Source organism: Azospirillum sp. P4_B5, assembly GCF_056402275.1.
This window is the reverse complement of the sequence record NZ_JBFUHT010000039.1, coordinates 36,402-47,285: the sequence shown is the minus strand read 5'-3', so window position 1 is coordinate 47,285 and position 10,884 is coordinate 36,402. Positions and strand designations below refer to the sequence as shown.

Annotated in this window: 10 protein-coding genes and 2 pseudogenes; 6 read left to right on the top strand and 6 right to left on the bottom strand. The window is 64.7% G+C overall.

Going from position 1 to position 10,884, the window contains the following annotated elements:
- Window positions 1-354 precede the first annotated feature (354 nt).
- Window positions 355-1,149 (top strand): tellurite resistance TerB family protein, encoded by a 795-nt coding sequence (locus AC1DVI_RS24945; protein ID WP_476960251.1) that lies wholly within the window; start codon window positions 355-357, stop codon window positions 1,147-1,149.
- A 49-nt stretch (window positions 1,150-1,198) separates the two neighbouring features.
- Here the strand turns inward: AC1DVI_RS24945 and AC1DVI_RS24940 are convergent, their stop codons facing one another.
- Window positions 1,199-1,378, bottom strand: a complete 180-nt coding sequence (locus AC1DVI_RS24940) for a hypothetical protein (RefSeq protein WP_476960250.1) — start codon at window positions 1,376-1,378, stop codon at window positions 1,199-1,201.
- Window positions 1,379-1,390: 12 nt separating this feature from the next.
- On the opposite strand from AC1DVI_RS24940, the gene AC1DVI_RS24935 reads away from it, so the two are divergent.
- Both AC1DVI_RS24935 and AC1DVI_RS24930 read left to right on the top strand, forming a co-directional pair.
- Complete coding sequence (locus tag AC1DVI_RS24935) at window positions 1,391-1,891, top strand: hypothetical protein (protein ID WP_476960249.1); 501 nt, start codon at window positions 1,391-1,393, stop codon at window positions 1,889-1,891.
- 317 nt (window positions 1,892-2,208) lie between these two features.
- A complete protein-coding gene (locus AC1DVI_RS24930; RefSeq protein WP_476960248.1) occupies window positions 2,209-2,682 on the top strand; it encodes a lysozyme in 474 nt (157 codons plus the stop codon).
- Window positions 2,683-3,024: 342 nt separating this feature from the next.
- Here AC1DVI_RS24930 and AC1DVI_RS24925 read toward each other — a convergent pair whose 3' ends face one another.
- Window positions 3,025-3,267: a hypothetical protein gene (locus AC1DVI_RS24925; RefSeq protein WP_476960247.1), complete on the bottom strand. Its 243-nt coding sequence runs from the start codon at window positions 3,265-3,267 to the stop codon at window positions 3,025-3,027.
- Window positions 3,268-3,940: 673 nt separating this feature from the next.
- On the opposite strand from AC1DVI_RS24925, the gene AC1DVI_RS24920 reads away from it, so the two are divergent.
- The 3 genes and pseudogenes from AC1DVI_RS24920 to AC1DVI_RS24910 all read left to right on the top strand — a co-directional run bounded on the left by AC1DVI_RS24920 (window position 3,941) and on the right by AC1DVI_RS24910 (window position 6,192).
- Window positions 3,941-4,474, top strand: a complete 534-nt coding sequence (locus AC1DVI_RS24920; protein ID WP_476960246.1) for a hypothetical protein — start codon at window positions 3,941-3,943, stop codon at window positions 4,472-4,474.
- 493 nt (window positions 4,475-4,967) lie between these two features.
- Window positions 4,968-5,789 (top strand): annotated as a pseudogene (locus AC1DVI_RS24915) (IS5 family transposase).
- Window positions 5,790-5,958: 169 nt separating this feature from the next.
- Window positions 5,959-6,192, top strand: coding sequence for a hypothetical protein (locus AC1DVI_RS24910; RefSeq protein WP_476960245.1), 234 nt, complete (start codon window positions 5,959-5,961; stop codon window positions 6,190-6,192).
- A gap of 124 nt (window positions 6,193-6,316) precedes the next feature.
- Here AC1DVI_RS24910 and AC1DVI_RS24905 read toward each other — a convergent pair whose 3' ends face one another.
- The 4 genes and pseudogenes from AC1DVI_RS24905 to istA all read right to left on the bottom strand — a co-directional run bounded on the left by AC1DVI_RS24905 (window position 6,317) and on the right by istA (window position 10,794).
- Window positions 6,317-6,823, bottom strand: coding sequence for a DUF6790 family protein (locus AC1DVI_RS24905; RefSeq protein WP_476960244.1), 507 nt, complete (start codon window positions 6,821-6,823; stop codon window positions 6,317-6,319).
- 351 nt (window positions 6,824-7,174) lie between these two features.
- Window positions 7,175-8,245, bottom strand: a complete 1,071-nt coding sequence (locus AC1DVI_RS24900; RefSeq protein WP_476960243.1) for an IS630 family transposase — start codon at window positions 8,243-8,245, stop codon at window positions 7,175-7,177.
- Between the two features lie 207 nt (window positions 8,246-8,452).
- Window positions 8,453-9,286: pseudogene (gene istB / locus AC1DVI_RS24895) on the bottom strand (IS21-like element helper ATPase IstB).
- Window positions 9,283-10,794 (bottom strand): IS21 family transposase, encoded by a 1,512-nt coding sequence (istA, locus tag AC1DVI_RS24890; protein WP_476960242.1) that lies wholly within the window; start codon window positions 10,792-10,794, stop codon window positions 9,283-9,285. The pseudogene istB and the gene istA overlap by 4 nt, the downstream one beginning before the upstream one ends.
- Window positions 10,795-10,884 lie beyond the last annotated feature (90 nt).

Genomic DNA, 10,884 nt, shown 5'->3' with positions numbered 1-10,884 from the left:
GCTCAGGCAATAGCGCGGCGGAACCGTCATAGAGACGTTGACTCATATCCCGAGTCGCCGCGCAACACCCGATCGCCAGCCACCCCCAATGCGCGGCCGCCCCGGCCGGCAGCGTGCGCTCAGCCACCCCCGTGAGCAATCACCCCGGCCCCGCCGAGGCGGCTTTTTTCATGCCCGAAGGAGGGACACCCATCATGCTGCCACTACCTATCCCCATCATCTCTGCCCTGGCCCCGGTGCTGAGGGCACGCTTTTGACGGCATACCGGGTTTCACCGGCGGGAAACGCTCCCATCTCTACGGCACCCGGTCACGGCGGGGAAAGGAGTCCCCAGCCCCAGCAGAGAAGGGAACCATGAGCAACCTGAGCAAAGTTCTCGGTGTCATCCTGGCCAATGGACTGGCCGGCCGCACCAGCCGGGGACCAGCCTTTGCCGCTGCGCTGCCTCTGGTCCTTGGCAAGAAAGGCAAAAAGAAGAAGAGGGGCCATTACGGCCATGGCTACGGCGCTCCGCAGGCGCCGGCTGGTGGCATGGGCTTGTTCCAGAAGGCGGGGCTCGCGTCTCTCGCCTACCTCGCTTACAAGGCGTATCAGGACAACCAGAAGCGCTCCACCGCCGCCGGTCATCCTTCGGCCCAGCCGGGCGGACCGGTGAGCGGCGGGGGCTTGAGTGGCATTCTCGACCGATTCGGCCTCGGAGGGGCGCTGGGCGGTGTTCTGGGCGGCGCGGCGGCGGGAGGGGCCGTCGGCGGCCTCGGCGACCGTCTGGCCAACGTTCTGCGTGGTGGCGCGCCGGAGCCTGACCTCGGTGACGCAAAGGCGCTTCTGTTGATCCGCGCCATGATCGCGGCGGCAAATGCCGATGGCCGCATCTCGATCGATGAGCAGCGGCGGATACTCGACAGCCTCGACGCAGCCCAAGCCGAACCGGAAGACCGCCGGATCGTCGAAGCCGAGTTGCGCACGCCGCGGCCCATGGATGAAATCATCCGTGAAGTCCGCGACCCTGAGACAGCCGAGCAGGTCTATCTCGCCTCCGAACTGGCGGTGCGCGGCGGCAACGACGTCGATCGTCAGTATCTTGCCTACCTTGCCTCTCGTCTCGGCCTGACCGACGCGCGCCGTCGCGAGCTCGATTCGATGATCTGATGTTCTGACCGACGCAGGCCAACGATCTCCCCAGTACACAGATCGGCCGTCAGCAGAAACACGATGTGATCCCGTTGTGGTACTGGGGCTCGGGCACGCCAAGCTCTGATGACCTGCGCATCTGAACAGGATGCGCCTGACGCGCCACCCTGACAATCACCCCGCCGCCCGGCCCCGCCGAGGCGGCTTTTTTCATGCCCGCGCGCTTCTTCTTGTAGCGCGCGGGCATCACGGAGGCACCATGCCCACCCTTCGCTTGATCGTTTACGTCCTGGCCTGTGCACTCACCGCCGGGGCGGCCCTGGCCGCGTCCGATCCCCCGGCCACGGATCAGCTCGCCTCAGCGCTGGACCGGCTGGCCGACCTGCTGGAGGAGGGCGGGCCTGCCGTTTATGCCCTGCTCGGTATCCTGGCGCTTGCCTTCCTGGCAACGCTGGGGGCCTTCGTCATCGTCATCATGGCGGCACTCCAGAACCTGCCGCGAGTGGCCCGCCCGCTGGCCGACGCCGTAGCGACGATCCGGGGCGGCCCGACGCAGCGCGAGGAGGCCCTGCGTCGCGAAAACACGAGCCTGCGCAGCGAGGTCGAAACGCTGACCGGCAAGGTGTCGGTACTGGAACATTCCGAGGAAGAGCACCGCCGCATTGTCGGCGTGCTGCTGGAGCAGCTCGAAGCCGCCAACATCAACGTCGCCGCGGTGCGCGCGATCTACCGGGCTGAACCCGATGCAATCCCGGCCTGACCCCACCCAACCCGATGCCCAGCAGGTCGCCGACAAGGTCCTGGCCGACTGCGGCGGGGGACGAGGCCGCTGCCCGCCTCCTGCTGGCGCACCTACTCATCAACGCGCGCCGGGGCATGTGCTCCGGCTTCCAGCGGCTCGGGCCGTTGGAGCGGCGGTCTGCTGGCTGAACCTCCCCTCTGTCGGAGCCCCGCGCCGGCAAAAGAATGGCGGCCACAGAGAGCCGCCAAGGTTCAGCTAAATCTGCCCTGGAAGGCAGATCGGCGAATCCTATGTGACGCTGCCACCCTAAACAACCACAATGGGAATATGTCGAAATGACCACCACGCCCGCCGGCGCGGCGAACCCGCGCGAAATCCATCACGACGCCTTGGATCTCGTCCGCCGATCCGAGGGCCTGTACCTCAAGGCCTACCTCTGCCCGGCGGGGGTGCCGACCATCGGTTACGGCCACACCGCCGGGGTCCGGATGGGCCAGACCATCACCAGCCTCCAGGCCGAGGTCTTCCTGCGCGCCGACATGGCCGATGCCGCCGCGCAGGTCGCCCGGCTCGTCAAGGTGCCGCTGACCGATCGGCAGCGCGGCGCCTTGGCGTCGTTCGTGTTCAACCTGGGTGCCGGAAGCCTGCAGGAATCGACCCTGCTGCGCCTGCTGAACCAGCGGGACTATGCGGGGGCGGCTGGCCAGTTCGGCCGCTGGGTGTTCGCCACGGTGAATGGCGTCAAGACGGAGCTGCCAGGGCTGGTGAAGCGCCGGGCTGCGGAGGCGAAGCTGTTCGAGGCGGGCTGAACGTGGTCGGTAGACACAGCAGGGCAGAGCAGCCGGATAACTACCCGGGCGCGGTATACCTTGCGAGCCAGCGCACCAACATGTTGTCAGCGTGTTAATCGACTGCACGTCACCCAACGTGCTTGCTCCTGGACGATGATTTCCTCCCTGTGACTCAAGCAATCGCGGCGCCCTATGCCCCCTTTCACGGCGCCGTGATTGCATTTTTCTTTCCTTGGCTCCCCCCACCATTTTCGCTCGGCCCATTGGGTGGGGTGTCAGAGTCGCCTGCTAAAGGCGTCTCGCCGCCTAATACAGGGGAAGCCCCATGATCGAGATCCTCAGCCCGAAACCGGCCCGCCATCAATCCAGCAGCGCGTTCCAGGCATCCCAGCCGTCACGGCTGAGACGCCATGTCCCTGGCCCGTTGCCGGGATTGATCAGTCCCAGGTCGTAGCACTCAGCTATCAGCCATTCCAGAGAACCGCCTGGTTCCGCCACACAGACATGACCGGTCTCAGGATCAGCCGTCAGCAGGAGCAGGATCTGATCCTGCGTCAGGTATCCCTGGACCATGACCCTGCTGCTGTACTCGGGCTTGGGCATGCCGGGCTCCATCGACCTGTGCGCCCCAAAGGATGCGCCTGAACACCGTGCCCAGACAATCGTCTACCCAACCGTCGGTCCGCGATGCGGGCACACACGTCCTGCACTTCAAGCCGGATCTCGACAGCGCGCGAGACCAGTTCCTGGCTCTGTTCTTGCAACGCCACTGCTTGCCTGATGGCGTGCTCTTGAAGGAGCAGCAGTCGCTGAATCCGTTTTGGAGAAAACCGCGTGTTCATGATCGCCTACAATGGCAGAGGACGTAGTTCCCACCAATGCGCTTCTGATCCCGGAGGTAAATTCTGTGCATGCGCGCTTTGGCTGAGACTCCTGAAATTCTTTGCGTAAGCGACGAGACTCTTCGACCGCGGTGCGGGCTCGCGCGATTGCTTCTCGTTGGCGAGAAATCAGGAAATCAATATATAAACGCCGTTTTCGCTCATTCGTGTCTTCCTGCCGCACAGTGATCATTAGTCACTCCCGCTTTGCTCGAAAGGCGAACGACCGACGACAATCAGATAACGAGTAAACCAAAAGCACACCAACTCAACACGTGCTCTCATGACTTACCTATATCGTAAGTGAGCTAAGACAAGGTTGATCAGCTTCACCCACCAGCCGCCCGGCCCCTGCCGAGGCGGCTTTTTTCATGCCCGAAGGAGGGGCGCCCATCATGCTGCCACTGCTCATCCCTATCATCTCCGCCCTAGCCCCGGTGCTGCTGCCGGAGGTCGCCAAGGCCGCCCTCGGCACCGGCGAGACCGCCCAGAAGGTCGGCGAGGCTGCGGTGTCCGTCGTCTCCGCCGTGACCGGCCTGCCGATTACCACTCCGGAGGGTGCCAAGCGGGCTGTCGCCGCGGTCAAGGATGACCCGTCGATGCTGGCCGAACTGTACCGTCAGCAGGGCGATCAGGTCGTGGCGCTGCTCCGGCTGGACAACGAAGACCGGGCCGACGCCCGCGCCCAGACCGTCCAGCTTGCCCAGGCCGGCAGCCGCATCTCCTGGGGGGCGCCCATCGTCTCGACCATCGTCCTGGTGACATTCGGCATCGTGCTGTACCGGGTGCTGAGCCAACCGGCCGGTGCAATCGACCAGAACGCCACGCTGATGCTCGGCGCCCTGACCACCATGGCGTCGGCGGTGGTGTCCTACTGGGTCGGCTCCAGCGCCGGGTCCGCGGCGAAGGACAAGCTGCTCCGGAAGTGAGGGACTTGTTCTGCCCCTTCTTCACCTTTCTGTTCCCGGCATAACGAGCACTCGTGCAGGTGACTGGCGCCCTCAGAAAATCCCTGCATGGCGAATGGAGTGCGGCATGTCCAAGCTATTATCCACCGCTCAACACCAATCAGGTATTCCCGGGCTTCAAAGCCGATGGCGGCTTGATTGTGCTCTCGCAACGTCTTGAGTGCTCGGCAAGCCGAGTTGCACGCTGACGAAACATAATGGCACATGGCCGTTCCTAAAATGTCTTGCTCTGCGAAAAAGGGGTAAGGCAATAACCCAGTAGCCGTCGAGTCAAAATTGAGCTTCTGTCGGAATATCACATCCAAAAATTGCATGCTCGGGTATGTGGGCTGTTGAGCGTTCCCGCCATATCTGGGGCCATGAGTGTTCCGCGCTGGATTAGCTTCTCTGGAGGGTGTTGAGAGACCGTTTGAAAAGGTTTGGCTGTAGCGGCGTGATATGATTCAAACTTCGGATGTGGACCGAAGCGACGCGCAGCCGAATGGCCAGGATCGAGAAGAAGACGAAGCGGTATTCGACGGACCTGACCGATGAGGAATGGTGTCTGATAGAACCGCTGATGCCGCAGAAGGCCGACACCGGCCGCCCGAGGTCTGTGGACCTTCGGGAAGTCTTGAACGCCTTGCGCTACTTGGCCCGGACGGGCTGTGGCTGGCGGCTTTTACCGAAGAACTTCTCTCCGTGGCAGACGGTGTATTGGTGGTTTCGGCATCTCCTGCGGCGCTTGCTGTTTCAGACGATCCACGACGTGGCGTTGATGATCGACCGTGAACGGGCTGGGCGCGAGGCCAGTCCGAGCGCCGGGGTTGTGGACAGCCAATCGGTGAAAGCTCCCGCCGCCGCGGAGCGCGGCTATGACGCGGGCAAGAAAATCAATGGGCGCAAGCGGCACATCGCGGTCGACACCGATGGCCGCTTGTTGATGGTGAACCTGACCACGGCTGACATCTCCGACTCTGCCGGAGCCCAGAAAATTCTGGAGGCGATGCGCAAGCGTTGGCCGTGGATGAAGCACTTCTTCGCCGACAGCGCCTATGATCGCAAGAAGCTGATGGACAAGGCTGCCTTCCTCGACTTCACCATCGAGGTGGTCCGGCGAACCGACACAGAGCCAGGGTTCAAGGTCGTGCCGCGGCGCTGGGTGGGCGAGCGGACCTTCGGATGAATGACCCGCTGGAGACGTCTGGTTCGAGACTATGAAGCCCGGATCGACGTCTCCGGCGGCATGATGCAGCTCGCCATGGCAAGCCTGCTACTTCGACGAGTCTGCCAGTGAAACTGGTTGTCAAACGGGCTCTGAGATCGACCCTGCGGAGTGGGCCGCTTGGTCGGCGCGCCCGCACGCAGCTGGAAACACGCGAATCAACCCTCTACACTTCACCGCCTCGCTGTCGCTAAACTGAAGGTAGACTGGACAACCAGGAAGCCCTGGGGGAGGGTGATCCATGACACCGACCGATGCCGTCGTTGCCGTAGCCATGAAGCCAGTGGCGGAGCGCTTGGCGGTTGAACTCGCCGGCTTGCCGCCGGAGCAGGTCGAACAAGCAGTCTCCCAATATATTCAGCAAGCGCTCCGGGAGCTGGAGTTGAGCGACATCCCGAGGGAAAAGATTGTCCAGGCGGCTCTCGCGCTGCTGATCCACGAGCGGGAGCGGGTGCTGGGGCCGGAGAAGAGATAACTCCGGCTTGACCATGGCCGGATCGTTGCCTCTGCTGTACAAGGCCGGGCCGATGTGGACTGGTTTTGGGATCTCCTCGGAGCGCTTCGGAAACGTGACGTCGAAGCGCTCCCACAGCCACTCCCTACCTCCCAAGGGCCAACGCCGGGGCTGCCTTCCGCTGAGCCGCGATGAGGAGCAGGATCAGGAGGAACGGCCGGATGCAGGTGAGAACGAGAAGGATGCCGGCGTTTCCAGGTGCATAGTTCCCGGCCACCCAAATCTGATGAAAGTGGCCGTATGCCACGCCGACGTAGAACAGCGACGCATAGGTCACGACCGCTGCCTTGAAGTCGAGCGATCTCCGGAAGGCGAACACTCCCATGGCCCCCAGCGCTATGTCGGCGATGCCGATCTCGAACTGAAACGGGCTTGTCGTCCATCCGATGAACGCTGCGGCGCGCTCCGGAGCGAACACGTGGAACAGCCCCGCCCAGAGGGCATCGACGCCAACGGCGAGTAGCAGCAGCCAGGACAAATAGCCTTCCGGGGTCCGATCAGACCGGCTGAGGGTTGGAATGATGATCGCCAACAGGAAGGTGATCAAAGGAATGTGCGTCAGGACAAATCGTATCGAATTAGCGACGTCCATTTCGTCCTCCACGGAAGAGACGACAAGCAGACGTTGAGACGCTTCGCTCGCCCGTTCCAAGAGGCTATCGGAAATACCCCGATGTAGGCGCTGTCCTCGCGCCTGTATCTGTTATGGCGAGGTGCGCAACCCTATCGATCCTGCGAACTGATGTCTGCAGATCGTCGGCCTGACTACCCAATTCCTATCTTCAACCAAAGGATACCAACCGTGAACGTTATGTTCCCGGCGCGCACCGTCGCGTCCGACTTCCGCCTCGTCAAGATCTTGTCGGTGAGCGCCAGCCCGCTGGTCCCGGCGCTGGGATGGGCATGACAGCGGAGCTGGTCAGCGCGATCCTAGTGCACTGACTCATTCAGAAGGTGCAGGCAGACGGCTGAGTTTTTCGAGGATGGCATCGGCGGACTTGGTCCAGACGAATGGCCTGGACGCCTTGTTGTGCTCGCGGATGTAGCTCGCGATAGCATCCTGGAGATCGGCCACGGACTTGAAGACACCCCGGCGGATGCTCCGGCGGGTGATGATCGAGAAGAAGCCCTCGACGGCGTTGATCCACGAGGCCGAGGTGGGCGTGAAATGGAAGACCCAGCGCGGGTGATCGGCCAGCCATTCCAGTACCTTGGGATGCTTGTGGGTGGCGTAATTATCGACGATGGCGTGGATCACCTTGCCCGCCGGAACGGCGCGCTCCACGGCGTTCAGGAACTTGATGAACTCCTTGTGGGTGTGCTTGGGTAGGCAACGCCCGACCACGGTGCCGTCCAGCGTATTCAGCGCCGCGAACAGCGTGGTGGTGCCGTTGCGCTTGTAGTCGTATGTCATCGTTCCGCACTTGCCGGGCTTCAGCGGCAAGCCGGGCTGGGTGCGGTCGAGCGCCTGGATCTGGCTCTTCTCGTCGATGGACAGCACCACCGCATGGCAGGGCGGGTCCATGTAGAGGCCCACAATGTCCTCGACCTTGGCCGCGAAGGCCGGATCGCTGGAGCGTTTGAAGGTGCGCAGGCGATGCGGCTGAAGGCGGTTGGCCTCCCAGATGCGCTGCACGGCGCGCAGGCTGATGCCGACCGCCTTGGCGACCGCCCGACCAGTCCAGTGGGTGACGGCGCCGGGTGGTTCCGAACAGGTCAGCGCCAGCACCTTGGCGACAGTCGCGGGCGGCAGCGGTGCCCGGCCGGGCTTGCGCGTCTTGTCGCGCAACAGCCCCTCGACGCCTTGTTCGGCGTAGCGCACCTGCCAACGCCAAACCGCCGGACGGCTGACGCCGGCTTGGCGCGACACGTCCAGAACGGGCAGCCGTTCAGCCGACAACAGGATGATGTTTGCCCGCTGAACATGCTTCTGCGGGCGGTTGCGGGCGGCGAGGATCGTGGCCAAGCGCGCACGATCCTCCGGTCCAACGATGACGCTGACGGTCTGGGCCATGCCGGCAGAATCGCACGTCGAACGCCGCCTGTGAATCCTCTGTCTGTGTCAGTGCACTAGCTTTGGTGTCAACGACCCTTTGTTCTTGAAAAGTTCTTTTCCCGCGTCATCCTCCCAACAAGGTCAGGTGGGTGGAGGGGAGCATGCAGGCGCCAGAGCCGATAGGGGTCGCGGCTGAAGGATGATTGTCGCGCGCGGCGGCGGTTTTCAAGCCTCCTGTCGCGGCGCGTCAATCTGGTTGGCGTTGATTGTCGCGCGGGAGGGCGGCCGTCCCGGCCCGCGTTTGCGCTCCAGGGCGGCTCGCCGGCGATAGCTTTCGACGTTCATCTCGAAGATGGTGGCGTGGTGGACGAGGCGGTCGATGGCGGCCAGGGTCATGGCCTGATTGGGAAAGATCCGCCCCCATTCGCCGAACGGCTGGCTGGCCGTGATCAACAGCGAGCGGCGCTCGTAGCGGGTTCCGATCAACTCGAAGATGACGCTGGTTTCGGCCTGGTCCTTGTTGACGTAGGCGAAGTCGTCGAGGATCAGCAGGTGGTACTTGTCGAGCTTGGCGATCGCCGATTCCAAAGCGAGGTCGCGCCGGGCGATCTGCAGCTTCTGCACGAGGTCGGTGGTCCGGGCGAACAGGACGCGCCAGCCGTTTTCCACCAACGCTTAGCCGATGGCGGCGGCGAGATGGCTTTTGCCGCCGCCGGGCGGCCCGAACAGGATCAGGTTGGCGCCCTTTTCCAGCCAGCTGTCCCCGGCGGTGAGCGCCATGACCTGGGCCTTGCTGACCATCGGCAGGGCGGCGAACTCGAAGGCCTCCAGCGTTTTGCCCGGCGGCAGGCGGGCCTCGTCGAGATGGCGTTCGATGCGGCGCCGGGCCCGTTCGGCCATTTCATGCTCGGTGAGCGCGGCGAGGAAGCGGGCGGCCGGCCAGCCCTCCTTGTCGGCGCGGGCGGCGAACTCCGGCCAGATCAGCTTGATCGCGGGCAGGCGCAGGTCGCCCAGCGCCAGCGACAGGCGGGCGGCGTCGATGGGATCGGACGGGCTCATGCCGCGGCTCCCGGGCGGACGGTGCCCAACTCGTCGAAAAGGCTCAGCGGCACCAGTTCGACCACGACGTCGGTGATGGTCGGAGCGGCGGGCTGGAATTGCTCGCGCAAGCCCGGCAGATCGGGCAGCCGGCCGGCGTCCAGGTCAGCGTCGAGCCGGTGGGCCAGTTCGGCCTCGCAGCCGCGTTCATGGGCGAGCGACAGCAGGCCGACGGCGATGGTGCAGGCGTGGCGCTCGTTGCCGGCGGCCAGCAGCGCCTTGAAGGCGCGGGCGTAGGCGCGGCGGGGAAACAGCTGGTCGCGGTAGACGAGGTTGAGCAGCGCCATCGGCTTGCGCCGCAGCGCGTGGATGACGTGGCGGTAATCGACGACATGGCCATGCTTGCCGTTGCCACGCGACCGGCCGCGGGGCAGCGTCGCCACCAGCGTGCCGCCCAGGAAGCAGTCCAGACGGTCGTCGCACAAGCGCACGCGCAGGCGATGGCCGATCAGCCGGGAGGGCACGGTGTAGAAGACCTTGCGCAGGGTGAAGCCGCCGCTGGAGGTGACGTGGACCAGGGCCTCCTCGAAATCGCCGGTGCGGCCGGCCGGCAACGGCCTGAGGGCGGCGCGCTCGGCGTCCACCGGCTTGGCCCTGCGGGCGTTCTGCTGGCCGACGATCTCGTCGATGAAGCGCCGGTAGGCGGCCAACTCGTCGAAGTCGCGGGTCCCGCGCAGCAGCAGCGCGTCGCGGACGGCGTTCTTGAGATGGCCGTGGGCGCTCTCGATGCTGCCGTTCTCGTGGGCGACACCGCGGTTGTTGCGGGTCGGGATCATGCCGTAATGGGCGCAGAGCTGCTCGTAGCGGCGGGTGGCGTCCTCGGCGGTGCCGCGCTCCAGGTTGCGGAAGGCGGCCGACAGACTGTCACTGCGGTGCTCGGCCGGCACGCCGCCGAGCGACCACAGCGCGTTCTGCAGCCCTTCGGCCAGAGCGACGAAGCTCTCGCCGCCCAGCACGACATGGGCGTGCTCCCAGCCGGAATAGGCGAGGCGGAAATGGTAGAGGCGGTGGTCGAGAGGCTGTCCAGCAATGGTGACGGCGAGTTCGGCCATGTCGGTGAAGTCGGACAGGCCCATGCGGCCGGGCACGTGCTCCTGTCGGAAGACGACGTCCTGATCGGGGCCGTTGACCGCCCGCCAGGCGCGGATGCGCCGTTCCAGCGTGCGGCGGACGCCCTCGCTCAGCTCGGGATGGCGCCGGCGGATTTCGGCGAACACGGCGATCGCCCGCAAACCGGGGGCGGCCTTGAGCATCGGCACCACCTCGCTGTCCCACAGGCCAGCCAGCGGATCGGGGCGCCGCCGGCCGCGAGGAATTGCTTTTTGTGACGGTGGACGTGGATCGTTTTCGATCCGGTAGGCGGTCGCCGTGCTGAACCCGGCCTTGGCCGCGGCGATGGCGGGGGTGTCGGACTGTCGGTGTTTCATGTAGAGCCTCATTTGGCGGTCGGTGATGTGTGGGCCCGGCAAGGTCGGGGTTCCTCATTGGCGTGAAGACCCTCGATCCTGGCCGCGGCTACCGCTTCCGCCAGCCGGCGTCTGTTCCATCGAACGGACGCC

Coding starts and splice junctions, on each gene's coding strand:
- AC1DVI_RS24900 (WP_476960243.1), bottom strand. CDS start 8,245: ATGGCCCAGACCGTCAGCGTCATCGTTGGACCGGAGGATCGTGCGCGC.
- AC1DVI_RS24910 (WP_476960245.1), top strand. CDS start 5,959: ATGACACCGACCGATGCCGTCGTTGCCGTAGCCATGAAGCCAGTGGCG.
- AC1DVI_RS24920 (WP_476960246.1), top strand. CDS start 3,941: ATGCTGCCACTGCTCATCCCTATCATCTCCGCCCTAGCCCCGGTGCTG.
- AC1DVI_RS24925 (WP_476960247.1), bottom strand. CDS start 3,267: ATGCCCAAGCCCGAGTACAGCAGCAGGGTCATGGTCCAGGGATACCTG.
- AC1DVI_RS24905 (WP_476960244.1), bottom strand. CDS start 6,823: ATGGACGTCGCTAATTCGATACGATTTGTCCTGACGCACATTCCTTTG.
- AC1DVI_RS24945 (WP_476960251.1), top strand. CDS start 355: ATGAGCAACCTGAGCAAAGTTCTCGGTGTCATCCTGGCCAATGGACTG.
- AC1DVI_RS24940 (WP_476960250.1), bottom strand. CDS start 1,378: ATGCCCGCGCGCTACAAGAAGAAGCGCGCGGGCATGAAAAAAGCCGCC.
- AC1DVI_RS24935 (WP_476960249.1), top strand. CDS start 1,391: ATGCCCACCCTTCGCTTGATCGTTTACGTCCTGGCCTGTGCACTCACC.
- AC1DVI_RS24930 (WP_476960248.1), top strand. CDS start 2,209: ATGACCACCACGCCCGCCGGCGCGGCGAACCCGCGCGAAATCCATCAC.